Consider the following 25,984-nt stretch of genomic DNA (forward strand, 5'->3'; position numbering starts at 1 on the left):
CGTCTATCAACTATAGACCAAAGACTAAAATATGAACAATCAAAAGAAAAAAGTAGATAAGGAATTTAAGCTATCGTCTTGGGCTATCGACAATAAAACAACCATGTATGTTTTAATTGCTGTAATCTTATTTTTGGGGGCTTCGGCTTACTTTAGTATGCCAAGGGAAAGCTTTCCAGAGATAAAGGAAACCAAAATCTACATTAGCTCCATATACCCTGGGAATACTGCTGAGGATATTGAAAAATTGATTACCGATCCACTCGAAGATGAGTTGAAAACTGTAAGTAACGTAACCGAGATTACATCTACATCGCAAGAGGATTATTCCATGATCATTGTTGAGTTTGATGAAAAGATTACTGTTGAAGCTGCTTTACAAAAAGTAAAAGACGAGGTAGACACCGAAACTGCTGGTGAAGATTGGCCTACCTTCAATGGGGCTAAAGTAGAGCCCAATGTCTTTGACTTGAGCATGTCCGAAGAAATACCAATTCTCAATATCAATATTTCCGGTGATTATCCAGTTGATAAGCTAAAGGAATATGGGGAATATTTAGAAGATGAAATCGAGGGCTTGCAGGAAATAAAGCAGGTAGATATTAGAGGGGTTCAGGAGAAAGAGGTAGAAGTTGCAGTGGACATCTATAAAATGATGGCTGCACAAGTAAGTTTCGATGATGTTATCAATACGATCAGTAGGGAAAACATGACGACCTCCGCAGGTAACCTTATTACGAGCGGACAGCGAAGAACCATTAGAATAGTTGGTGAAATCGACAAACCCAGTGAGCTTGAAAATTTTGTTGTCAAAGCCGAAAACGGTAATCCTATCTATTTAAAGGATATAGCAAAAGTGTCCTTTAAAGAAGAGGATAAAACAACGTTCGCAAGGGAATTTGGACACCCAGTAGTTATGTTGGACGTAAAAAAGCGTGCCGGCAAAAACATGGTTGCTGCGGCAGAACAAATTCAAGTCATCGTTGACAAAGCTGTAAAAAACGTATTTCCACAGGATGTAGAAGTGACCATTGCAAACGATCAATCCTCCAAAACCATAGGTCAAGTAGATGATTTGGTGAACAACATTATTTTTGGGATCATTCTGGTGGTTACGGTACTTATGTTCTTTCTGGGATTCAAGAATGCATTGTTTGTTGGTTTTGCCATCCCAATGTCCATGTTTATGTCCTTAATGATTTTGAATCTTTTGGGGTACACCATGAATACCATGATTCTTTTTGGATTGATCATGGGGCTTGGTATGTTGGTAGATAACGGAATTGTTGTTGTCGAAAATGTATACCGCTTAATGGATGAGGAAGGTATGTCGCGCGTAGAAGCGGCTAAAAAAGGGATTGGGGAAATCGCGTTTCCTATAATCATATCTACGTTGACAACGGTAGCAGCGTTTGTTCCGCTTGGTCTTTGGCCAGGAGTGATGGGGCAGTTTATGATCTACTTCCCTGTAACCCTTTCCGTAGTTCTTGGTTCATCACTATTTGTTGCTATCTTTTTTAACTCTGTATTGGTCTCCAAGTTTATGACCACAGAGGACAAAAGTATGCCGTTAAAACAAATTATTAGAACTACCTCAATTATGGGCGTAATAGGACTACTGATTTTGATTTTTGGCGGAGCCTACCGTGCACTGGGCACTTTAATGTTGTTTACAGCTATCTTACTGTGGATTTACAGACTTTTCTTAAGAAATTGGGCGAACGGGTTTCAGAACAAGATTTTGCCAAGATGGGAACGCCTTTATGAAAGAACATTGCGCTATGCTTTGTCTGGCAAAAAAGCAATTTTCATTGCTGTTGGAACCTTTGTGCTTCTGTTTGTAGCCATAGCTGGGTTTATATTCTCTGCAGCGACCCAACGGACAGCTATTGAATTTTTCCCAGATAATACTCCCAATCAAATTACGGTTTACATTGAATATCCAGAAGGTACCGATATTAAAAAAACCAATGCCATCACAAAAGATATAGAAGAGCGGGTTTATAATATCATCAACCAAAATACCTACATGAACGCGGATTTCAACTTTTTAACAGAAAGTGCGGTATCACAGGTTGGAGAAGGAGCCGGAAATCCAATGACGGATGGAGGTTCAGCTGCAGAAATGCCCCATCGCGGAAAGATAACCGCTACGATGCGAGAATATAAGTTTAGAGAGGGAGCGGATAGTAATGAACTCATGAAACAGATTCAGGAAGCATTAAAAGACATCTATCCAGGTGTTGCAATTTCTGTAGAAAAGGATGCCGTTGGTCCGCCAGCAGGTTATCCTATCAATATTGAGCTAGAAGGTGATGATTATTCAGAGTTGATTGCTACTGCAGAGAAAATGCGCAATTACATCAATTCAAAGAATATTCCAGGTATAGATGAGCTTAAGGTCGATGTGAACAAATCCAAGCCTGCCATGCTTGTTGAAGTTGATAGAAAGAAAGCGGGTGAACTCGGTGTTGCTACTGGACAAGTTGGGCAGCAATTACGCAATTCAATCTTTGGGGCCAAAGCTGGCATCTATAAAGAAGATGGTGAAGATTACGATATCTATGTTCGTTTCAATGAACAGAATAGGTACAATACGAGTGCAATCTTCAACCAAAAAATCACGTTCAGGGATGCATCCTCGGGCCAAATAAAGGAAGTTCCTGTTTCTGCAGTGGCAAAACAAGTGAACAGTTCTGGTTTTAGCGCCATAAAACATCGTGATGTTAAACGTGTTGTTACGGTTTATTCTGCACTTGCTCCAGGGTTTAACGATGCGGGAGTGGTCGTAAGCAAAGTTCAGGACGAAATGAAGAACTTTGATGGACTTCCTGCAGATATCAAAATTGACTATACGGGTCAAATAGAAGAGCAGGAAAAAGAGTTTTCATTTTTGATGGGTGCTTTCTTTACTGGGCTTGGATTGATTTTCTTTATCTTGATTTTCCAATTCAACTCGGTTTCAAAACCTGGAATCATCATGTTGGCAATCTTCTTGAGTTTGATCGGAGTGTTTGGAGGAATTGTTGCTACCGGTAGCGCATTTGTTATCATTATGACTATGATGGGCATCATCTCATTGGCAGGTATCGTGGTCAACAATGGTGTAGTGTTATTAGATTATACACAATTAGTAATCGATAGGAAAAAAGTCGCATTAGACCTTGATGATGATGAATTATTGGAAAAAGAGGATTTTATGGAAGCTGTGGTAAAAGGTGGAAAAGCAAGGTTAAGACCTGTATTGCTTACCGCTATTACTACTATTTTAGGATTAATTCCTTTGGCAACAGGGTTCAATATTAATTTCTTTACGTTCTTTAGTGAATTTAATCCCAATATCTATTTTGGTGGAGATAATGTCATTTTCTGGGGACCCTTGGCATGGACCGTCATTTACGGACTATTAGTGGCTACGTTCTTAACCTTGGTAGTTGTACCAATTCTTTTCAGCCTTGTCTACAGAATTAAAGTAAGGATTAGAAGAAATAGAAATAAGAAAGAGAACGATAAAAAAGGAACTCTGGAGATAGCGGCCTAGACCTAATTTAGTTTGAACACAAATAAAAAGCCCTGACCGTAAAATACGGTCAGGGCTTTTTAGCACACTTAATTCTAAAATTATTTGTCCACCGAAACCAATTCAGATTGATTCCAATTTTTTACGTTGACAATACGATTATCCGCAAAATCGACCTCTTTCAATATCTGACCTTCCCAGAAAAACCATTTCCCGGCTCGCTTACCTTCATTGTACTTACCAGAGGCAATTTTTTTACCATTTGTATCGTACTTGAACCATTGTCCATGTAACTTACCTTTTAATAAATAGCCTGTTTGGGCTATCTCACCGTTTTCGTGAAAATATGTAGCTTTTACCATTTTCCCCACTTTTTCCAAAGTCGGTTCTGTACCTTGAGCATATATACAGACCGAAAACATCACCGCTAAAAAAAATATTGCTTTCTTCATTATGATATGGGTTTTAAATTATTTCAATAACATTAACGTTACAAATGTAAATATTATTTTACGTTAATTACATGTTTAAATAACAATAAATTTACATTAAATTAACTTTAATCTCATAAAACTTTGATTTTTAAATACTTAATTAAATAAGAATTATATGAAAAAGAAAAAAACAACGAACAAATCTTACTTTTAATCCAAGAAAAACGATTGTAATCTTAACGCCACATCTCAATTACATGATGACTGTCAAGTTATTTCATCGTCCACTACTTCCAAAAAACATCAATGGCACATTAAGATTCAGAAAATGACCATAACTGGCAATTAATATGGACATTCCTATTAAATTTGCCGCTCAGATTAAAGACTATGTACAGAAGCAATACTTGCGGTGAACTCAGAGCAGCGCATATCACATCAGAAGTTACGTTAAGTGGATGGGTACACAAGGTAAGGGATAAAGGTTTTGTGGTTTGGGTAGATCTGCGCGATCGCTATGGCATTACGCAGTTGGTGTTCGACCAAGACCGCACTGCCAAAGAACTTTTGGACAATGCAATAGCATTAGGAAGAGAAACCGTAATACAGATTAAGGGCGAGGTTATAGAAAGAGCTTCCAAAAACCCTAATATTCTTACGGGAGATATAGAAGTACTTGTTTCAGAGCTTCAAATCCTGAATGAATCTATTCTGCCGCCTTTTACTATAGAGGATAAGACCGATGGTGGTGAGGACTTGAGAATGAAATACCGTTACTTGGACATACGAAGAAATCCAGTAAAGGACAACCTAATGTTTAGGCACAAGGTTACCATGGAAGTCCGTAAATATCTATCTGACAATGGATTTATTGAAGTAGAAACACCGTATTTGATAAAATCCACTCCCGAAGGTGCACGTGATTTCTTGGTGCCCAGTAGAATGAACGAAGGGCAATTCTATGCGCTCCCACAATCACCGCAAACCTTTAAGCAATTACTAATGGTCGGTGGAATGGACAAGTATTTTCAAATTGTAAAATGCTTTAGGGACGAGGACCTACGTGCAGATAGGCAACCTGAGTTTACACAGATAGATTGTGAAATGGCGTTTGTAGAACAAGAAGATATTCTAAATGCTTTTGAAGGATTGACGAAGCATTTACTTAAAGAAGTACATAGTATAGATTCTGGGGATTTTCCAAGAATTACCTATGATGATGCCATGCGATTGTATGGTAACGATAAGCCCGATATTCGTTTTGAAATGAAGTTTGGCGAACTCAACACCTTGGCCCAACATAAGGGTTTTAATGTATTCAATTCAGCTGAATTGGTAGTGGGTATAGCCGTTCCCGGAGGTGCTTCTTATACGCGTAAAGAAATTGATAAGCTTGTAGATTGGGTCAAACGGCCTCAAGTTGCAGCTAAGGGCATGGTCTATGTAAAGTGTAATGAGGATGGCACTTATAAATCCTCGGTAGATAAATTTTACGGTCAAGAAGATTTGGCCAAATGGGCAGAAGCTACAAATGCAAAATCAGGAGACCTTATTTGTGTACTGTCAGGAAATACCAATGAAACCAGAACGCAATTGAGCGCACTCCGTATGGAACTTGCTGAACGTTTAGGACTTAGAAAACCGAACGAATTCGCCCCACTCTGGGTCTTGGATTTTCCATTATTGGAGCTGGATGAGGAAACAGGCACCTATCATGCCATGCACCATCCGTTCACCTCACCAAAACCTGGACAATTAGAGCTATTGGAAACCAATCCCGGAGACGTAAAGGCCAACGCCTACGATTTGGTATTGAACGGTAATGAAATAGGTGGTGGCTCCATTCGTATTCATGACAAGAAAATACAGGCTACCATGTTCAAGCATCTTGGTTTTACTCCCGAGGAAGCCAAAGCACAATTCGGGTTTTTAATGGATGCCTTTCAATATGGCGCCCCTCCACACGGCGGAATTGCTTTTGGACTTGATAGGTTGGTCGCTATTTTGGGTGGACAGGAAACTATCAGGGATTTTATCGCATTTCCCAAGAACAACAGCGGAAGAGATGTAATGATAGATGCCCCTGCAACGATTGATAACGAACAATTGAAGGAACTGCATTTAAAACTTGATTTATAATATTTGCTTAACTTCGCAGCAACCTCATTAAAAATTTCAGCCTCTAGTTAAAATATGTGAGTTTATGTCTTCGATTAAAATCAGAATCGATGTATAAAATAGTATCAATTTTTAAAAGTGGTTAAAAAATCAATATTACCAATAGTTACCGTATCCATATGGATTGTAGGTGCCATGTCCTGCAACAAAACGGTTGATAAATCCAGTGGCTCTTCAACAGATTTCAAAAAATATGTCCATAATGTGGAGTACATAAGCCCTGATGAGGCTCGACTGAACGAAGGCTTTGAACTATGCAACGAACGTCGAATAGGTCAATATTATAATCCAGAAAAAGCCACGTACAGCAAAGGTAAGAATGGCCTGCGAAAATTTATTCTCACAAATTATACCAACAAGGGGTATTCGGACTCAGGATACCTTAACATCAGATTTGTGATCAATTGCCACGGAAAAGCAGGAAGGTATATCATACACGAAAACGATTTGGACCTCAACCCCAAAAAGCTGAACGAAGATATGGTGGAGCAAATTTTTCAGTTGACAACCCAATTAAAAAATTGGAACCCCAATTTTATTCGAGATGAATTTTGGGATTCCTACATGTACTTATCCTATCGTATTGAAAATGGAGAAATTATTGAAATACTGCCTTAGCCTTTATCTGGTCATACTCTCTTTGGCTTGCCATGAAAAAGAGCCTGAACTAGATGCATCACAACGAAGAGCCCTAGCAGAGGAAGTTTTTAAAAACGGTTCGCATTTACCGCAAGGTTCGGCAAAAAGCATGACTAGGATAGAAGCAGCTATAAAGATTGATACCACGTATGCAGAAGCTATTCAAGAACTCTCGGTTGCATATCTTAAAAGGGGCATGCCACATAAATGGAGGCCAATTATAGACCGAGCAGTTTATTACGATGCCAAAACTTGGCAACCATGGCGGGGTTATCTCTATTTATGGTTTTATCGAGATTATGAAAAGGCCATTGCCGACTTTAATGCTTCAGATACCTTAACGCCCCATATTGATTATCCGCAAGGACATAGTGTAGATTTTTGGAGGGGCATCGCTTATTTAGGATTGAAGGATTATCAGAATTCCATAGCCTATTGGGACAAGCACATCACAAAAGAAACCATTGATTCCGGTGAAGATTGGGTAGAATTGGAAGCATTCCTGTACCGCGGCATAGCACATTATGAATCTGGCAATACGGATAGGGCTATAAAAGACTTTGAAAAAATTCTGCGATATTTCAAATCCTCTGCTGACGCAAAATACTATATGGCTAAAGTTTTCCTTGAACAAAAGCAATTCAAAAAAGCAAGGAAACTTGTAGAAGAGGCGAAAGTGGATTTTAAAAAAGGATTTTACAACAATAGAGTTTATGTAGAGGCCCTGCGACAAATTTATTGGGAAGATTTAGAAGCATTGAGCAGTAGTATTGATGACTAAATCAGTACTTTTAATCAACCTTAACCCCATGCCGAACACCAAAAAACTTCTCACAAGATTTTTAAAATGGAGGTACAAGCACATCTCCAACAAAACTTTTGTGCACATTATGAGCTTGGTAGTAGGTTTTTTAGCAGGGTTGGTAGCCGTAACCCTTAAAAACACCACCTATTTTATAGAAGCACTTTTGAAAAAAGGCATTGTTTTTTCCGAAAACCAATTGTACTTTATTCTACCTACGATTGGTTTGACCTTAGTCTTTCTGTATGTAAAATTTGTAAACAAAAAACCGATACAGCACGCTGTCTCCTCCATCATTTTTGCACTATCAAAAAAAGGTGGACTATTAAAAGTAAAAAATATTTATGCTCCTTTGATAACAGCCCCTTTGACCGTTGGTTTTGGGGGGTCGGTAGGATTATTGGGACCTGCGGTAAAATCAGGGTCAGCCATAAGTTCAAACCTTAGCAGATTGTTTCATATAGATACAAAAACACGCTCGTTGCTTGTAGCTTGTGCCTCTGCCGGTGCTATCTCCTCTATTTTTCAATCCCCCATTGCAGCGATTATTTTTGCTGTAGAAGTATTTACCATGGATTTGACCATGCTATCTATGCTTCCTTTGCTTTTAGCATCGATTTCTGGGGTACTCACCTCCTATTTCTTTTTGGGGAACGAAGTGCTTTTTAGTTTTTCACTATCCGAAGGTTTTCAACTAGAGGATACCTTCTTTTATATTCTTCTGGGTGTTGGCACTGCTTTTTCCTCTATATATTTTACCAAAATGTACTTTGGCATCTTCGATATCTTTAAACGTTTTAAAAGTCCAAAATATAAACTTTTGGTAGGAGGTATTGCCATCGGAATCATGCTTTACGCAGTACCGCCTTTATATGGTGAAGGTTTTGGATTTATAAATAACTTGTTGGACGGCAATCATGTAAAGGCCTTGGGCAAAACCCCTTTAGACGCATACATGGATAATATTTGGGTCGTTATTGCCTTATTGTTCGGGATTACCATCTTTAAGGCCATTGCCATGACGACCACTTTTGCCGCTGGAGGTGCAGGAGGCATTTTTATCCCTACAATGGTTATGGGAAGCGCACTTGGAAATGCTGTAGCCAAGGTCATCAATAATCTAGGGCTGGGTTTTGAAGTTTCTGAAAGCAATTTTACCCTTATCGGTATGGCAGGATTGATAGCAGGTGTTATTCATGCCCCTTTAACGGCGATTTTTCTAATAGCAGAGATTACAGGTGGGTATCAGCTTTTTGTCCCGTTGATGATTACCGCATCCATCTCCTATTTAATTACTAAAAATGCGCTGGACTATACCATTTACACCAAGGAATTGGCAAAAATTGGGGCGATTTTGACCCATGATAAAGATCAGATGGTGCTAGGGATGCTAGAAATGGAAAACGTTATAGAGAAAAACTTTAAAGCTGTTCGACCAGAAATGTCGCTTGGAGAAATGCTCCATAAATCCGTATCCAAATCCAATCGGAACATTTTTCCCGTGCTTGATGCGGAAGAAAAACTAATGGGCATCATTGTTTTGGATGATATTCGGGAATTCATGTTCGATACAGAACTCTACAACACCCTTTATGTAAAAAATATAATGCATGCTCCACCTGAACAAATCTTCTACGACGTTGATAGTATGAAACAAGTAATGCAAAAGTTTCAAGATAGTGGGGCATGGAATTTGCCGGTAATAAAAGAAGGGAAATATGTAGGTTTTATTTCCAAATCAAAGTTGTTGACCGCATATCGAAGAAAACTAATCAATTTTACGAAATGAAATTCAAGATAAAATATCTTATAGCCATCATTGTATTGGCTTCATTTTCTTCAATTGGCTATGGTTTCAGTATTAAAGAAGAAAATTCTCCCAAAGCCAATAAATTTATCGGGTTTGGTACCCTAGGACTTTTCTTCGTTGCCATGCCACTTTTTTTGATTAAAGAAAGTAGGGGGAAAAGCATGAAAGATTATATGCTGACTAATGAAAACATTAAAAAAATGCAGGGTAAAGACCATAAAAACCCTGAAAATCAATAATTTTCGTAAGATTTAAAGCTTAATTTACTTTCATACATTCAAAATATCCTACTTTAGTATTTTAACAATTTATTTAATTTCATGACTGGTACAGTAAAATTTTTCAATGAGTCCAAAGGTTTTGGGTTCATTACCAACGACGACACAGGAAAAGACATTTTTGTTCATGTTACGGCATTGAACGGAGTGGAATTGAACGAAGGCGACAAAGTAGAATACCAAGAAGAAGAAGGGAGAAAGGGAACGGTTGCTGCACAAGTGCAGGTAATCGAGTAAAATATTGTATTCTTGATTTGATTACGACCCTGATGCATGCATCAGGGTTTTTAGTTTAAGTTTCTTTTCTGTACAAAAAAACGTTTCAAAAGTTGTGAAGCTTCATTTTCCAAAATACCGGCAATTATTTTTGTTTTGGGATGTATGTTCGTTCCCATTACATTAAAACCTCTTTCTAAATCGGCCGCTCCGTATACAATTTTAGAAATTTGACTCCAATACAGTGCGCCGGCACACATTTGACAAGGTTCGAGAGTAACATACAATGTGCATCCATGTAAATATTTACCGCCCAGAAAATTCGAAGCAGCGGTTATGGCCTGCATCTCTGCATGTGCCGTTACATCCTTTAACCGTTCAGTAAGGTTATGAGCCCTTCCAATGATTCTATTATCTATAACCACCACGGCGCCTACCGGCACTTCACCATTTTCAAAAGCAATCTCGGCCTCCTGTAAGGCCTTTCGCATAAAGTAGTTATCGTCAAACGGGTTCTCCACTATTTTTCTGAAATTTTATAACAAGGCTAAGCTAAGCATAAAATAGTTTTTGCCGATTAATAGGTACTTTTGCTTTTTAGTTTCCTTGAAAAAGCTTTTAACACATATCAATACTCCAAATGACCTCAAAAAACTATCGCTAGATGAGCTACCTCAACTTGCCTTAGAATTGAGGGAATTTATTATTGATATTGTTTCCACCAAAGAAGGACATTTAGGAGCAAGTTTGGGGGTTGTAGAACTTACCATTGCACTACACTATGTTTTTGATACTCCGAATGACAAACTGATATGGGACGTTGGACACCAGGCTTACGGCCATAAAATCTTAACTGGTAGAAAAGCGGATTTCCACACGAACAGACAACTAGGAGGCATAAGCGGTTTCCCAAAACGTAGTGAAAGCAAATTTGATGATTTTGGTACGGGACACAGTTCAACTGCTATTTCTGCCATTCTGGGTATGGCCATGGCCTCAAAAATATCCGGCGAACATTCCAAACAACATATCGCTGTTGTTGGTGATGCTTCCATAGCCAGCGGAATGGCTTTTGAAGGATTGAACCATCTTGGGGTTACCAATACAAACTGCTTGATTATACTTAATGACAATGCTATTGGTATTGACCCAAGTGTTGGCGCATTAAAAAAATACTTGACCAATGTAAAATTGGGAACTGCAAAAGATGAGAATATTTTTGAGTGTCTTAATTTAAATTATTCGGGCCCTGTTGATGGGCACGATATCCATAAGCTTGTATCGGAACTACAGAGGCTCAAGTCTGTGGAGGGACCTAAATTACTTCACATCATTACCACAAAAGGAAAAGGACTAAAAAAGGCCGAAGAAAACCAGGTAATCTATCATGCCCCAGGAAAATTTGATAAAGCTACTGGCGAACAAATAAAAAAAGCTGGTATAGAACAACCTCCCAAATATCAAGATGTTTTTGGCCTTACCTTACTCGAATTGGCCAGGCAAAACGAGAAAATTGTTGGTATTACCCCTGCTATGCCCACTGGAAGCTCCCTAAAATTTATGATGGAAGAGATTCCTGAAAGAGCTATTGATGTAGGTATTGCAGAACAACATGCCGTAACTCTTGCCGCAGGAATGGCAACTCAAGGTCTTGTTCCATTCTGTACTATTTATTCCACTTTTCTACAACGGGCTTATGACCAGGTAATACATGATGTAGCGCTGCAAAAACTTCCTGTTATATTTTGCTTGGACAGAGCAGGGCTTGTAGGACAGGACGGCCCAACACATCACGGCATTTTTGATTTAGCTTATCTAAGGTGCATCCCCAATCTGATTGTTTTTGCACCTATGAACGAGATGGAACTCCGGAACATAATGTATACCTCCCAGAAGAGTTTAGGTTCACCAATAGCCATACGCTATCCAAGGGGGCGCGGTGCAAACCTCAATTGGAAAACCAAACTGGAACCTATTAAAATTGGTACTGCACGTTGTCTAAAAAAAGGCACAAAAACCGCTATTCTAACCTTAGGGCATCCCGGAAACCAAGTTGCCAATATTTTGAAAGAACTGGGACAACCTGAATCTTTGGGACATTATGATATGCGTTTTATAAAACCCTTGGATAAAAAAATGCTCAGGACCATTTTTACACAGTACGACCACATTATTACAGTTGAAGATGGCTGTATGACCGGTGGTTTTGGTTCCGCTATTTTAGAATTTGCCAACGAAGAAAACAGTTCAACTCCCATTAAAATCTTTGGTGTTCCAGATAAATTTATTGAGCATGGTACAATACCAGAAACCCAGCAAATGGCTGGTACGGATTTTGATGCACTATACACTTATATTAAATCAACCTCATCATGCGACTAGTTACTTTTTTCGCTATTTTTCTTTTTGCTTTTTCTTCGGTTTATGCACAGGTAAATCCTTTACAAGTATTTGAAAAGGATAGCGTAGCACCAGCATTTCAGGTGCAGCGCATTAAAGACATCAAACTAAAGTATGTTCCGCGGAGTGCGAAACTTACGGATCCGAGAACTGTTCTTAACAGGGTGAAGCCTGTTCGTAAAAGATACAAGCAGTTTAAACCAACCTCGTTTTGGACAAAAGTCAATGAGTTTGGCCTTAACATCAATGAAGTTGCATTTGTCAACTGGAACGCGGGTGGAGAAAACTCGGTATCCGCACTGAGTAGCGCACGTTTTGTCAGGAACTATAAGTTTCGATACTTAAACTGGAACAATGAGGCCCAACTTAGATATGGTGTAAACGCACAGGAAGGAAGGAAGCTCAGAAAAACCGACGATCAAATTCGTCTCGCATCCGCAATAAGTTTCAGGAAAGATACGATTACCAACTGGTATTATTCCGTCAAAGCAACATTTAACACACAATTTTCCAATGGATTTAAATACCCAAATAGAGATACTCCTATCTCTAGGTTTATGTCCCCTGGATACCTATTTGTAGGTGCAGGTAAATCTTATATTCCCGAAGATGGAAAGTTCAATCTATATATATCACCATTGACCCAAAAAGCAACATTTGTCTTAGACGAAGATTTATCTGAACAGGGAGCTTTTGGAGTAGAGCAAGGTGAAAACATTTTTATGGAAATTGGATTTCTTATCAATAACTCATGGGAAACTGAAATCCTCAAAAACGTGCTTATGAACCATAGGGTAAGTCTGTATACAGATTACCTCTTAAGCTTTGGAAATGTTGATATCGATTGGGAAATGAACTTTAATCTAAAAGTGAACAAGTTCATCAACGCCAATATAGGCACCCATGTAATTTATGATGATGATATTAAATTTGACGAAGTGGTTGCCGATGACGGAACCGTTACAGACCCCGGAACTCCACGAATACAGTTTAAACAATTGTTGGGTGTAGGGTTGACCTATGCCTTCTAAAACTGTTTCCCCATCAATTTTTCGTGGATGTGTACCGCTGCACTATCCGACAAGCTAGCAACAAAACAACAGGTATTCAATAAAATACTGTAAACAGAGGTGTCGGTATTTCTATACGTTTCGGGCAAGCTGCGTATCAGTAAGGTATCATAATTGGTATGGTTTCCTTCCTTCATGTTCATTAATGCATTTGTGTAAACGTCAAGAATATCCGAGATAATTTTATAGCCGGCCAATTCCTTATCAACAACTTCTGTGGACCTGTAGATCTTTTCGATACTTAGTTTTATGATATCATCTACTTGTGCTTTATACATTCCTTTGTCCAATAAGGATGAACTAAAGCTGCCGTCCAGAATTTCCTTCTCATTCTTTTCAAAAACCTCTACCGCATCTAGAATTAACGTATTTATGGCAAGGGCTCTCAAATAACTAAGCCGGTCACTTGAATATTTCATCGCATTGTACTTTTTGGTATTGATGCTGCCTTTTACCAGATTTATGAGATATTCCAATGCATATTCTTCTGGAATAAGACCTAGGTTGATACCATCCTCAAAATCAATAATGGTATAACAGATATCATCCGCAGCTTCCACCAGATAAGTCAAAGGATGCCTATAAAATCCTGTTTTAGGATTATTGGGATTGGTCTTAAGGCCAATTTCTTCAACGACTTGTCCAAAAAACTCTTTTTCGGACTGAAAGTACCCGAATTTTTTATCCGCAATATGCTTGGAAGGTTTTGTAGGCAATGAAGCTTTGGGGTATTTCATAAATGCCCCCAAGGTAGCATAGCTTAAACGCAGCCCACCGGGAACCCCTTTTCGCGATTCGGTCAAAAGTTTAAATCCATTTGCGTTTCCTTCAAAATCTATGATATCTTGGTACTCTTCGGCTGAAAGGAGAGCTTTATAATTCTTTCCATTTCCTTGCTTAAAGTAATTTCCAATAGCTTTTTCACCACTATGACCAAAAGGCGGGTTTCCTATATCATGGGCAAGGGCCGCCGCCGCAACAATGGCCCCAAAATCATTAAAATGATATCCATGGACTTCGCTTAAATATGGATTTTTTGATAAGATCCGTTGCCCTGCAATACGTCCTAAACTCCTACCCACTACCGAAACTTCCAGACTATGGGTGAGTCGTGTGTGCACAAAGTCCTTTTTAGAACCAACGCTTATGGGCAGGGGAATGACCTGGGTTTTGTCCTGAAGACTTCTAAATGCAGAAGAAAAAATGATACGATCGTAATCTACTTCAAATCCTAAACGTGTCTCTTCCTGTTCTTTTCGTAGCCTTTTTCCCGTATCCCCATAGCGCTTCAAAGAAAGTAACCGTTCCCAGTCCATAGCATTATTAGTTTTGGGCGAAGATATGCCAAAAGATAAATTTTCTTCTTTTAGCATTAAAAATAATCCTGTTTTCCTGATTGCATTTCGTAACATTTTATTAACCTTGATGCGGATTTATAATAGCATTTTTGCCATATTTCTTTTATATGGGGGAGAACATCTACATTTTCATGGTTATTGCCTTGGCAATTCTTGCAATAACCGATTTAGTGGTTGGTGTCAGTAATGATGCTGTTAACTTTTTAAACTCTGCAATAGGGTCCAAAGCAATTTCCTTTAAAACCATAATGATCGTTGCAAGTGTAGGTATCGCTTTTGGCGCTATATCTTCAAGTGGTATGATGGAAGTTGCCCGAAAGGGTATTTTTAATCCGGGTGAATTTGTCTTTGAGGAGATTATGATCATATTTATGGCGGTCATGATCACGGACATTCTGCTCTTGGATTTTTTCAACACGTTGGGTATGCCCACCTCTACAACCGTTTCCATTGTATTTGAACTTTTAGGTGCTTCAGTGGCAATCTCATTGGTCAAAATAAACAAAATGGATGGTGGGTTTTCAGACCTGGCAACCTACATCAATACAGATAAGGCCACAGAAATCATTGTAGGAATATTGCTCTCGGTTTTTATAGCTTTCACCATTGGTGCCATAGTTCAGTTCCTTTCAAGATTATGGATTTCCTTTAACTTTAAAGCAAGGTCCAAATGGGTAGAAGCTCTTTTTGGGGGCTTGGCCATTACCGCGATTATTTATTTTATATTGGTAAAGGGCCTAAAAAGTGCCGCTATTTTTAATGGCGCTCTTTCTGAATTTATTGCCAACCAACCACAACTTTTTGTATTGGCGGACATTGTCGTATGGACACTAATTTCTTATGTTTTTGCCAAATTTCTGAACTGGAATGTTTACAAACTTGTCATTGCTTTTGGAACCTTTGCATTGGCTATGGCCTTCGCTGGAAATGACCTCGTAAATTTTATAGGTGTTCCCATTGCAGCACTACAATCCTTCCAAGATTGGAGTGCTTCAGGTATAGCCCCGGCAGACTATAACATGAGTGGATTATCCGCTGCTGTACAGACCCCAACACTACTTTTACTTCTTTCTGGTGGCATTATGGTAATTACACTTTGGTTTTCCTCTAAAGCAAAAAGCGTTGTCAAGACCAGTGTAGATCTTGCAAGACAGGACGAAGGCGATGAACGCTTTCAACCCAATTATCTTTCTAGACAGGTTGTAAAACTGAGTATTGCCGCATTTGAAAATCTTTCAAAAGTAATTCCACCTTCTATTCAAAAAGGTATAGACAAACGTTTTGCTGTTCCATACACTTATGTTCCAAAAAGTAAAGTTCAGGAGATGCCTGCATTCGATATGGTAAGAGCTTCTGTAAATCTTATGGTGGCCAGTGTTCTTATATCCATTGCCACCTCCATGAAGTTGCCTTTATCGACTACCTATGTCACATTTATGGTCACCATGGGTACATCTCTAGCAGATAGGGCATGGGGAGCGGAAAGTGCCGTATATAGAGTTGCCGGAGTATTGAATGTAATAGGGGGTTGGTTCTTTACGGCCTTGAGTGCCTTTGTAGCAGCTTCGATCATAGCCTATATCCTTTACCTTGGCGGATTTATTGGATTGATACTATTGTTGCTTGCCGCAGCCACTATTTTACTGCGCAATTACATGTCTCACAACAAAAAAACAAAGGTCATTAGAGCGGAAGACAGCTTGCGCAGGGCAGAGAGCAGTTCCATACAGGGGGTTATCGAAGAAAGTGCCGATAATATTGGCAACATGATCAAGAGAAGTAACAAAATATACACCAATTGTGTCAACGGATTGGCAAGACATGATATAGAAACACTCAGAAAAAACCGAAAGGGGGTCAATAAAATGTCTGGTGAAATAGACGATCTAAAAAACAACATTTTCTATTTTATAAAAAATTTGGATGAATCCAGTGTTGGTGGTGCCAGTAATTTCTACATCAGTCTATTGGGCCATCTACAGGATTTTTCACAATCTCTGGAATACATTTCCACATTGGGCTACAAGCATGTGCATAACAATCATAAAAAGTTAAAGTATACACAGATCAAGGAACTCAAGGAACTGGATGTTGAACTGGAACAACTTTTTAACAATACCCAAGAAATTTTTCAGACCAGGACTTTTGAAAAAATTCAATCAATCTTGATACGTAGGGACCAACTGTTTAAAATTATCTCGGAAAAAATAGAGAAGCAGGTAGCACGAACACGGACTGAAGAGTCGAGCCCAAAAAACACAACCTTATATTTCTCCTTTTTGACAGAAAGTAAGGACTTGGTAAAATCCACAATGAAATTATTGGAACTCTATTATTCAGAACATGATAGCACTGTAGAGCCAGCCAGAATTGAAAAACAAAATAATTAGTCTACCTTACATATCTTTGGTCCTATGCGTCAACTGTTTATAGTTTTTGTGCTGCTAATTGGTGGAATTGCTGTTGCCCAAAACATTTCAGCTACTGAATTATTGGAAAAGACCATCGAATTTCACGATCCAAACAAACGATGGAACACCTTTAAAGGTTCTTTTAAGATTACAATGCAAACTCCTAAATCCAGCGAGCGATTAAGCACAATAGCTTTAAATAACCCAAAGGAACAATTCAATTTAAAAGTAGAAAAAGATAGTGCCGTCTACCAATATGATTTTGATGGAGAGAAGTGTACTACAACCCTAAATGGCTCTCCAGAAGTTACCGATGCAGCTAGAAAAAAGTACAGATTGACCTGTGAACGGGGTAAAATGATGCGAAATTACTATACCTATCTATATGGGCTTCCCATGAAATTAAAAGACCCTGGAACGATTATCGATGACAAGGTGCAGCACAAAAAATTTAAGGGGAAGGACTATTTGGTCTTAAAAGTTAATTACACGGAGGGCGTTGGTGATGATGTCTGGTACTTCTATTTTGACCCGAAAACCTATGCTATGGAAGTCTACCAATTTTATCATGATGAGACAAAAAATGATGGGGAGTATATTCTTTTAGAAGACTTAGAAGATATCAATGGAATAAAAATGCCAAAAAAAAGGGCGTGGTATTATAACAAGGACAATACATATTTGGCTACGGATATTTTAAAAAGTTCAGCTCAAAAGTAAACTTATCTGTAAAAATTCATCTCATCCATGTACCGCCAAACAGCATCAGGTAGTAATGGCCTGATGTTTTTCCCGTTTTTATGTTCTTTTCGAATGAACGTAGAGGAAATCTCCATTATAGGAGCTTTTATGGCCGTAATCTTTGGATGTCCCTTAAACCTATGTTCTATGGTTCCTTCAGATACTCTGGGATACACATAGATTGAATAATGTTCTAAAATGGCTTCATAATTTTTCCATTTATGAAAGCTCTTTAGGTTATCCTCACCCATGATAAGTGAAAAGCTATGGTCTTCGCCATAGTTCTCATCCAAATGTGCCAAAGTAGTAATGGTATAATTGGGTTGTGGTAGGTCAAACTCTATTTTGCTCGGTTTCAATTTTGGATAGTCTTGTACCGCTTCAAAAACCATTTGATACCGATGGTGGTTTTCCAATAGGGATTGTTTTGTTTTAAAGGGGCTTTGTGGGGTGATGATGAACCAAACCTCATCCAATTCGGAAAATTCGACCATATGATTGGCAATGGCCAAATGTCCAACATGTATGGGATTAAAAGTACCAAAGTAGAGTCCTACTTGCTTCATTTCCTAATCTTCGTCTGAAGTGGTTATTTCCGCTCCCACAAAATCAGAGACCAATTTATGGGCTTCTTTTAATGCAATATCCAAATCGTAATTCTTGATAATCTCATCAAACTGTGGTGCAGTAGCAAGTTCAACGGAAGCTTTTGCGACACGCATGTTTATTTTATCATCGCTTTCTGTACTGCGTTTTTTAAGCCTAATTTTTAATTCATCAACACTGGGTGGCTTTACAAAGACTGCCAAGGTCTCTTTAGGAAACTTCTTTTTTATGCGCAATCCGCCAACCACATCGATATCAAAAATTACATTCTTGCCCTCGCTCCATAGACGTTCCACCTCACTCTTTAGCGTACCATAGAAGTTATCGCGGTAGACTTCCTCCCATTCTAAAAAATCTTCATTTTTAATGTGATTTTTAAATTCGGATATCGACATAAAATAATAATTGATACCGTGCTTCTCCTTACCTCTCCTTGGACGTGATGTTGCCGAAACGGAGAACGCCAAGTTAAGTTCAGGTTGTTCTAACAAGTACTTTACTATCGTGGTTTTTCCACTACCCGATGGTGCCGAAAAAATGAGGAGTTTTCCACCTTTCTTCATAATACGTTCAGCATTTGTTCCTTAATTTTCTCCAACTCATCCTTCATTTGGACTACCAATTGCTGCATTGGTGCATAGTTGGCTTTAGAACCTATCGTATTGATTTCCCTACCGATTTCCTGCGCAATAAAACCGAGTTTCTTTCCATTGGAGTCCTTGGATTGCAGTGTACTTTCAAAATAGTTTAAATGGTTCGTCAGGCGCACTTTCTCTTCGGTGATGTCGTATTTTTCCAGATAATAGATCAATTCCTGTTCAAATCTATTGGCATCCAATTCTACTTTCAAGTCAGCAACAGCTTTTTCCAAACGTTCCCTTACGGTATTTAAACGTTCTGGGTCCATAGTATTTACCCCATCTAGGAGAACTTTTAGGTTTTTAAGACGCTCTATAAAATCTTTCTCCAAAACTTCTCCCTCTTCGTTGCGGAATGCAACGATTTTGGTAAGTGCCTGTTTCATTGCCTCTTTTATGGATGCATACTCCGTCTCGTCAATGTCTCCTTTTTCGGTCTTCATGGTGTCTGGCATGCGCAAGGCCATTTCCAATAATTTCAAATCATCGCCATCTGCTATCTTGGAAAGTTGTTGCATGTATTGTTTTACTACGACCTGGTTCACCTCCGCTGTGGTCTCTTCTCCAGTAATCTCTATGTAAAGTCCAAAATCTACTTTTCCCCTGACCAAAATATTGGCAATCATTTTCCGAAGCTCTAATTCTTTTTCTCGATACGATTGGGATATTCTGGCATTGATATCAAGGTTTTTGCTGTTAAGTGATTTGAGCTCAACGGTAATTTTTTTAGAGGGAAGTTGTACTACATGCTTCCCAAAGCCTGTCATGGATTGAATCATACGGGGTGATTATATTTCAACAAAGGTAACCAAAATAGGATTCTACCGTTTGGTTTGTACTAGGACGCTTAAGGGGCTACTTTTCAACCTAATCCAATTCCCGTACCCAAATATTTCTGTAGCTCACCCTGCTATTATCCTTATGGTCCTGTAGTACTAATGGAGCTTTTCCATGGGCTTCATATTTAGGCCATCCAATGTACTTTATCCTACCTTCTATTACAAAGTGGTCCTGTACTAAAACACCGTTGTGCAATACCGTTACCGTTGCAGGCTCAACAATATTTCCGCCCCTACTGAACTCTGGCGCATGAAAAATAATATCATACGTATTCCATTCGCCCGTTGGCGCCGAAGCCATTGCCAAAGGGACTCCTTGTTTGTAAACAGACCCTACTTGGCCATTGGTGTATGTAGGGTTGTCGTTGTTGTCCAAGACTTGCACTTCATAACGCTGCTGTATAAAAACACCACTATTGGCCCTATTTTGACCTTCACGTTGTACCTCGGCCGGTGATTTCCACTCCAGATGAAGTTGTATGCTGCCAAAGTTCTTTTTGGTCTGTATGTCTCCGGTTTTGTCCTTAACGGTCATGCTACCATCCTCATTTAAGTGCCATGTTACAGCGGTACTATCTACGCTGCTTATCCATTGGTCAAAATTCTTCCCATCAAAAAGAACAATGGCATCACTTGGCGGTGCACCATCTTTTCCGGGGACAACTTTTGGAGGAACTGGCTCATAAAATTCAGTAGCTTCTGGCGTAGTCGGTTCTTTTTCTTGACCGAAAGAAATAGTAGAAATTAGTAGAAAGACCAGAAAGATTTTTGAGTACTCTAACATTTTTATAATTCTTTGATTTTAATATTTCTAAAGGCTACACGGTCACCGTGATCCTGCAATCCTATTTTTCCAGTTTTATATTTGCCAAATCCATCCCAATCCGCAAATTTGGAACTGGCCACCATCTTATCCCAATCCGGTCCGTGCACAGGAAAATCAACTATTTTTTCCCCATTGAGCAAAACATGGCCTTCATTCATATCGTGATTCACTATCAGTTCTACCTTGTTCCATTCACCTGCTGGTTTAACTACTTTTTTAGCAGGTGCAACCATGTCGTACAAGGCACCGGCCTGGTGGGTCGTACCATTCTTGGAATCGGGATGCCTTTCATCATCCAATACTTGTATTTCTGGTCCAGTTTGATAGGGTTGTCCATATTCATCGCCTTCAAAAACTCCCCAAAAAATACCGCTATTGCATCCCTCGGCGACTTTCCATTCCAAGGTAAGCACAAAATTGGTGTATTCCTTATCTGTAACTATGTTATAGCTTTCTCCTTCCGGTCTTTCTTGGGGTGGATAAAAAACCATAGCTCCGTTCTCCAATTTCCAGGGTTCAGTAATTCCCTCACCATTATAAAAATGCCAGCCGTCAAAAGAGGACCCATCAAACAAAACAACCCATTCATCGTCTTCTTCTGTTTGTATTTCCATTTCTTCTTTCGCTTCGCCAGGAGTATCTTTTGGTTTTTCCTTGCATGCAAAAACAGTGATCAGTACAAATAGTAAAATTGGTTTTTTCATAATCCCAATATTTTTTTAAGTTTTTCTTTATCGATCTCTGCACCCGCAAAATCATCAAAGGCTTTTGTGGTTGCCTCAATAATATGTTCTTGAATAAACTTTGCGCCTTCACGGGCTCCCTGCTCCGGGCTTTTAATACAGCATTCCCATTCCATCACTGCCCATACATCGCAACCATACTGTGTTAACTTGGAAAAAATGGTCTTAAAATCGATCTGTCCATCGCCCAAGGAACGATACCTGCCAGCACGGTCGCCCCAATCGTTGTAGCCCCCAAATGCACCTTTCTTTCCTGTGGGATTAAACTCGGAATCCTTCACATGAAATGATTTTATAAATTCGTGGTAGTGATCTATGTATGCGATATAATCCAATTGTTGCAACACAAAATGGCTTGGATCATATAAAATATTTACCCGTTTATGATTTCCCGTTGCCTCTAAAAATCGCTCAAAAGTATCCCCATCGTGTAAGTCTTCTCCCGGATGGATTTCATAGCAAACATCGATACCTTCTGTATCAAAATGATTCAAAATGGGCATCCAGCGTTTGGCCAGCTCCTCAAAACCCATTTCAACTAAACCCGGTGGTCTTTGGGGCCAAGGGTGCGCGGTATGCCAAAGTAAGGCCCCTGAAAATGTGGCATGGGCATTTAGTCCCAACCTTCTGCTTGCAGTAGCAGCTTTTTTTACGGTCTCTACGGCCCATTCTGTCCGTGCCTTAGGATTATTTTTAACGGCATCTGGTGCAAAATTATCGAACATAATATCATACGCAGGGTTTACAGCGACCAATTGTCCTTGTAAGTGAGTGGAAAGTTCGGTAATCTCCAGACCATAGGAGTTGATTTTTCCTTTAAGTTCATCACAGTAGTCTTGACTCTCCGCAGCTCTGTCCAAGTCTATCAAAAATGATTCCCAAGTTGGTATCTGTATTCCTTTATAACCCAGGTCTGAAGCCCATTTACATAACCCATCCAAAGAATTGAACGGGGGTTGGGAATCAACAAATTGCGCAAGAAATACTGCAGGTCCTTTAATTGTTTTCATTTAGTTGTGCTTTTTAAGAATTGATAAATCCTTAACATTTTAGGATTTATCACCTATATTTAAGAAAAAAACTATCGTGTTTTTATTTTCTGCGTAGAAAAACATAAATATAGGAATTAGCGAACAATTAAAACAACAGAACAGTGAATGAAAATATGGTTTACGATGCAATTGTTGTAGGCACTGGAATAAGTGGTGGCTGGGCTGCTAAGGAGCTCTGCGAAAATGGCTTGAAAATACTTGTATTGGAGCGCGGTCCCATGGTAAAACATATAGAAGATTATAAAACCATGCACGATGACCCATGGGATTATCCGTTAAAGGGTGAACTATCTGAGCATGAGAAAAAAAACTACCAAAAACAACTGCGTGTTGGGTGGGCTCCAAGAGATGACGTAAAACATTTTTTTGTAAATGATTTGGAACATCCTTACCAAGAGACCAAACGTTTTGATTGGATTCGTGGCTATCACGTTGGAGGTAGATCACTGACTTGGGGCAGGCAAAGTTATCGTTGGAGCGATATTGATTTTAACGCCAATAAGAAAGATGGTATTGCTATAGACTGGCCCGTTCGTTATAAGGATATTGCTCCTTGGTACGATAAAGTTGAATCGTACATAGGTGTTAGTGGCGAAAAATTAGGTTTGAAGCAATTGCCTGATGGTCAGTTTCAACCTCCCATGGAGTTGAATTGTGTTGAAAAAGACCTACAAGATTCAATCAGCGCCAATTTTGATGATAATCGGCTTTTGACCATAGGCAGGGTTGCCCACATTACAGAAAATACTACTGAATTTAAAGGTAGAGGACCTTGCCAATATAGAAATCGATGTTGGAGAGGTTGCCCGTTTGGAGGGTATTTTAGCAGTAATTCCTCTACACTGCCTGCTGCAGAGCGAACAGGAAATATGACTTTACGGCCAAATTCCATAGTGCACGAAGTAGTTTATGATGATACACTAAAAAAAGCGACCGGAGTAAAAGTCATAGATTCGGAAACCCATGAAAAACTGGAATTCAAAGCAAGTATTATATTTCTATGTGCTTCTGCTATGGCCTCCGTTGGCATTCTACTGCAATCTAAATCAATAACATTCCCAAATGGGATAGGCAACAACCATGACGAACTTGGACGTAATATCATGGACCACCATTACCAATTAGGCGCATCTGCAAAAGTTGATGGTCATTTGGATAAATATTACAAGGGAAGACGACCAAACGGATTTTATATTCCCAGATTTGTGAACTTAGATGAGAACACCAAACAAAAAGATTTTATAAGAGGTTTTGGATACCAAGGAGGGGCAAGCAGAAGAAATTGGTCTGAAGTCATAGCTGAAATGGGCTATGGCAAAAAACTTAAAGAAGCTGTTCTAAAACCTGGAGGTTGGGAAATTGGTATGACAGGTTTTGGGGAAATGTTGCCCCATCATGAAAACCGTGTAACTTTAAGCGCAACTAAAAAAGACAAGTGGGGCTTACCACAATTGGATTTTGATGTTGAGTTTAAAACAAATGAGCTTAACATGCGGGAGGCCATAAAAAAAGAAGCAGTCTCTATGTTGACAAAAGCTGGGTATAAAAAGGTGAAGCCATACGATAGGGAGACTGGTCCAGGTTTAGGAATACATGAAATGGGTGGTGCTCGGATGGGAGATAATCCAAAAACTTCTGTTTTAAACAAGAACAATCAAGTACATGAAGCACTAAATGTATATGTTACGGATGGTGCTTTTATGACTTCGTCCAACTGTGTAAATCCATCTCTAACGTATATGGCATTTACCGCCAGAGCGGCCAATCATGCAGTACAACAATTTAAAAACAATAAATTTTCTTAAATACCTACTATGGAAAATGCTTCTGCCCGAAATTTATGGGGCGATTTTCTTGATGCACATCTGGAATTTGCCTCTGAGGATGCCCCAAAAGTGATTCATTTTTGTGATAATGAAAAAGACGCCAATACTTGTGCAAGCCTAGTCCGAAAAGATATTAAAAGAGCTACTTCGCATTCGCTTTTAGGATTACAACTACGCAAAGAAGAATTGCCTAAAATCGGTGATTTTGCAATAGTGACGGACTGGTCCGGAAATGCAAAATGCGTCATTAGGACCACCTCTGTAAAACTAGTGCCCTATTTCGCCATAAATGCAGATCATGCCCGCATAGAGGGTGAAGGGGACAAAAGTTTGGAATACTGGAAACAAACGCACTGGGACTATTATACTAGAGAACTTTCGGCATTTGAAAAAACGCCAAGAGAAAGTATGATAATAGTTTTTGAGCAGTTCGAAAAAGTATTTGAAAAGTAATTCTTCTTAATCCAAATCTATCCAAACATTTCCCTGCTTATGGGAAGCTACCGTACTTTCAATAAAGTTTAGCCCCCGCACACCATCCAACATTGTCGGGAATTCACCATCGTTATATCTTTCACCACGAATGGCACGAGCAGCACCCAAATAAATATTGGCCATGGCATCAAAAATACCTTCAGGGTGACCGGGCGGTAACTTAGTTCCATCCAGGGACAATTCAGAATTATAGGCATGCCCCGGTTTATATACCTGCAATGGCTCCGTATCACTCAACTTGTAAAGAAAATTAGGTTTTTCCTGTTCCCATCTAAAGGCTCCTTTTTCACCATATATAGCAATCGCCAACCCGTTTTCCTCCCCAGTTGCTACTTGACTTGCCCTAATGACACCTTTTACATGTTCATCCATCCGTATCAATACCGTACCGTCCACATCCATTTGATTGTCTTTGTACAGGTAATTAAAATCGCATAAAAGCGATTTAATCTGTAATCCTGTGGTAAACTCGATCATGTTGAACGCATGTACCCCAATATCTCCCATACAGGAGCTTATACCCGCTTTTTCTGGGTCAAGACGCCATACGGATGAACGTTTTTCTTTATCATGGATGATTGTATTTATCCACCCTTGGTAATATTGCGCATCTACTTTATATATTTTTCCTAGAGCTCCTTCCTTTATCATTTCACGCATTTGGCGTACCATGGGATAACCCGTGTAGGTATGGGTAACTGCAAATACAGTTCCGGCTTTCATCAAGGTATCCTGTAAAATTTTGGCCTCATCATACGTCGTGGTCATCGGCTTTTCACAGATGACGTGAAACCCATTTTGCAGCAATTTCTTCGCCATGGGAAAATGCAGAAAATTAGGGGTCAATATTGAACACACTTGAATACGTTCGTCTTTGGGAAGTTTTAACTCCTCCTCCACTAAGGTTTCAAAATCTTTATAAATTCGATTTGTGGGCACATCGATTTCTTTGGCAAATTCTAGGCTCTCTTCAAAATCGGCATTAAATACGGCACCTACAATTTCATAGTTATCATTTATATGTGCGGCTACTCTGTGAAGCACCCCAATAAGGGAGTCGCCACCGCCACCAAGAATTCCAAGTTTTATTTTTTTTGGCATG

At 39.2% G+C, this 25,984-nt stretch carries 23 protein-coding genes; 13 read left to right on the forward strand and 10 right to left on the reverse strand.

The features are described from left to right. Positions 1–31: 31 nt before the first annotated feature. Positions 32–3,541, forward strand: a complete 3,510-nt coding sequence (locus KIM67_RS16755; protein WP_213832709.1) for an efflux RND transporter permease subunit — start codon at positions 32–34, stop codon at positions 3,539–3,541. Between the two features lie 80 nt (positions 3,542–3,621). On the opposite strand, the gene KIM67_RS16760 is transcribed toward KIM67_RS16755, so the two are convergent. Then, complete coding sequence (locus KIM67_RS16760; protein ID WP_163416941.1) at positions 3,622–3,972, reverse strand: toxin-antitoxin system YwqK family antitoxin; 351 nt, start codon at positions 3,970–3,972, stop codon at positions 3,622–3,624. Positions 3,973–4,344: 372 nt separating this feature from the next. Between KIM67_RS16760 and aspS the strand changes: the two genes are divergently transcribed. From aspS to KIM67_RS16790, 6 genes are all read left to right on the forward strand, one after another. Next, complete coding sequence (aspS, locus tag KIM67_RS16765) at positions 4,345–6,093, forward strand: aspartate--tRNA ligase (protein ID WP_213832710.1); 1,749 nt, start codon at positions 4,345–4,347, stop codon at positions 6,091–6,093. A 117-nt stretch (positions 6,094–6,210) separates the two neighbouring features. Continuing rightward, on the forward strand, positions 6,211–6,750 hold the full coding sequence (locus KIM67_RS16770) for a hypothetical protein (RefSeq protein ID WP_213832711.1): 540 nt from the start codon (positions 6,211–6,213) through the stop codon (positions 6,748–6,750). Continuing rightward, positions 6,722–7,552: a tetratricopeptide repeat protein gene (locus KIM67_RS16775; RefSeq protein ID WP_213832712.1), complete on the forward strand. Its 831-nt coding sequence runs from the start codon at positions 6,722–6,724 to the stop codon at positions 7,550–7,552. The genes KIM67_RS16770 and KIM67_RS16775 overlap by 29 nt, the downstream gene beginning before the upstream one ends. A 28-nt stretch (positions 7,553–7,580) precedes the next feature. Then, the gene (locus KIM67_RS16780; RefSeq protein ID WP_213832713.1) at positions 7,581–9,362 is read left to right on the forward strand and encodes a chloride channel protein; all 1,782 of its coding nucleotides are present in this window, start codon (positions 7,581–7,583) and stop codon (positions 9,360–9,362) included. After that, on the forward strand, positions 9,359–9,622 hold the full coding sequence (locus tag KIM67_RS16785; RefSeq protein WP_213832714.1) for a hypothetical protein: 264 nt from the start codon (positions 9,359–9,361) through the stop codon (positions 9,620–9,622). Before KIM67_RS16780 ends, KIM67_RS16785 begins: the two co-directional genes overlap by 4 nt. A gap of 81 nt (positions 9,623–9,703) precedes the next feature. Beyond that, positions 9,704–9,898, forward strand: a complete 195-nt coding sequence (locus tag KIM67_RS16790) for a cold-shock protein (RefSeq protein ID WP_213832715.1) — start codon at positions 9,704–9,706, stop codon at positions 9,896–9,898. Positions 9,899–9,948: 50 nt separating this feature from the next. Here KIM67_RS16790 and KIM67_RS16795 read toward each other — a convergent pair whose 3' ends face one another. Continuing rightward, the gene (locus tag KIM67_RS16795; RefSeq protein ID WP_213832716.1) at positions 9,949–10,398 is read right to left on the reverse strand and encodes a nucleoside deaminase; all 450 of its coding nucleotides are present in this window, start codon (positions 10,396–10,398) and stop codon (positions 9,949–9,951) included. Between the two features lie 85 nt (positions 10,399–10,483). On the opposite strand from KIM67_RS16795, the gene KIM67_RS16800 reads away from it, so the two are divergent. After that, positions 10,484–12,259 carry a 1-deoxy-D-xylulose-5-phosphate synthase gene (locus KIM67_RS16800; RefSeq protein WP_213832717.1) on the forward strand — a complete coding sequence of 592 codons (1,776 nt, stop codon included), beginning with the start codon at positions 10,484–10,486 and terminating at the stop codon, positions 12,257–12,259. Further along, on the forward strand, positions 12,250–13,308 hold the full coding sequence (locus KIM67_RS16805) for a DUF3078 domain-containing protein (RefSeq protein ID WP_163416950.1): 1,059 nt from the start codon (positions 12,250–12,252) through the stop codon (positions 13,306–13,308). Before KIM67_RS16800 ends, KIM67_RS16805 begins: the two co-directional genes overlap by 10 nt. Here the strand turns inward: KIM67_RS16805 and dgt are convergent. Next, complete coding sequence (dgt, locus tag KIM67_RS16810; RefSeq protein WP_213832734.1) at positions 13,305–14,663, reverse strand: dGTP triphosphohydrolase; 1,359 nt, start codon at positions 14,661–14,663, stop codon at positions 13,305–13,307. The genes KIM67_RS16805 and dgt overlap by 4 nt on opposite strands. Before the next feature lie 149 nt (positions 14,664–14,812). On the opposite strand from dgt, the gene KIM67_RS16815 reads away from it, so the two are divergent. Together KIM67_RS16815 and KIM67_RS16820 are read left to right on the forward strand one after the other, a co-directional pair. Next, complete coding sequence (locus KIM67_RS16815; RefSeq protein WP_213832718.1) at positions 14,813–17,095, forward strand: inorganic phosphate transporter; 2,283 nt, start codon at positions 14,813–14,815, stop codon at positions 17,093–17,095. A gap of 24 nt (positions 17,096–17,119) precedes the next feature. Next, the gene (locus KIM67_RS16820; RefSeq protein WP_213832719.1) at positions 17,120–17,836 is read left to right on the forward strand and encodes a DUF6503 family protein; all 717 of its coding nucleotides are present in this window, start codon (positions 17,120–17,122) and stop codon (positions 17,834–17,836) included. 2 nt (positions 17,837–17,838) lie between these two features. Here KIM67_RS16820 and nadD read toward each other — a convergent pair whose 3' ends face one another. From nadD to KIM67_RS16850, 6 genes are all read right to left on the reverse strand, one after another. Further along, positions 17,839–18,423: a nicotinate (nicotinamide) nucleotide adenylyltransferase gene (nadD, locus tag KIM67_RS16825; RefSeq protein ID WP_213832720.1), complete on the reverse strand. Its 585-nt coding sequence runs from the start codon at positions 18,421–18,423 to the stop codon at positions 17,839–17,841. Between the two features lie 3 nt (positions 18,424–18,426). Then, positions 18,427–19,026: a guanylate kinase gene (gene gmk / locus KIM67_RS16830; RefSeq protein ID WP_163416954.1), complete on the reverse strand. Its 600-nt coding sequence runs from the start codon at positions 19,024–19,026 to the stop codon at positions 18,427–18,429. Next, positions 19,023–19,880: a YicC/YloC family endoribonuclease gene (locus KIM67_RS16835; protein WP_213832721.1), complete on the reverse strand. Its 858-nt coding sequence runs from the start codon at positions 19,878–19,880 to the stop codon at positions 19,023–19,025. The genes gmk and KIM67_RS16835 overlap by 4 nt, the downstream gene beginning before the upstream one ends. Positions 19,881–19,968: 88 nt before the next feature. Further along, positions 19,969–20,724, reverse strand: coding sequence for a DUF1080 domain-containing protein (locus tag KIM67_RS16840; RefSeq protein WP_213832722.1), 756 nt, complete (start codon positions 20,722–20,724; stop codon positions 19,969–19,971). A 2-nt stretch (positions 20,725–20,726) separates the two neighbouring features. Then, complete coding sequence (locus KIM67_RS16845; protein WP_213832723.1) at positions 20,727–21,470, reverse strand: DUF1080 domain-containing protein; 744 nt, start codon at positions 21,468–21,470, stop codon at positions 20,727–20,729. Then, complete coding sequence (locus KIM67_RS16850) at positions 21,467–22,519, reverse strand: sugar phosphate isomerase/epimerase (protein ID WP_213832724.1); 1,053 nt, start codon at positions 22,517–22,519, stop codon at positions 21,467–21,469. Before KIM67_RS16850 ends, KIM67_RS16845 begins: the two co-directional genes overlap by 4 nt. Positions 22,520–22,674: 155 nt before the next feature. On the opposite strand from KIM67_RS16850, the gene KIM67_RS16855 reads away from it, so the two are divergent. Both KIM67_RS16855 and KIM67_RS16860 read left to right on the forward strand, forming a co-directional pair. After that, entirely contained in the window at positions 22,675–24,366 is a 1,692-nt protein-coding gene (locus KIM67_RS16855; protein ID WP_213832735.1) for a GMC oxidoreductase, read from the forward strand. Positions 24,367–24,375: 9 nt separating this feature from the next. Then, positions 24,376–24,840: an ASCH domain-containing protein gene (locus KIM67_RS16860; protein ID WP_213832725.1), complete on the forward strand. Its 465-nt coding sequence runs from the start codon at positions 24,376–24,378 to the stop codon at positions 24,838–24,840. Positions 24,841–24,846: 6 nt separating this feature from the next. Here the strand turns inward: KIM67_RS16860 and KIM67_RS16865 are convergent, their stop codons facing one another. Further along, positions 24,847–25,983: a Gfo/Idh/MocA family protein gene (locus KIM67_RS16865; protein WP_213832726.1), complete on the reverse strand. Its 1,137-nt coding sequence runs from the start codon at positions 25,981–25,983 to the stop codon at positions 24,847–24,849. Position 25,984: the final 1 nt, after the last annotated feature.

This window comes from Flagellimonas sp. 389, assembly GCF_018449435.1.
Classification (GTDB): Bacteria; Bacteroidota; Bacteroidia; order Flavobacteriales; family Flavobacteriaceae; genus Flagellimonas.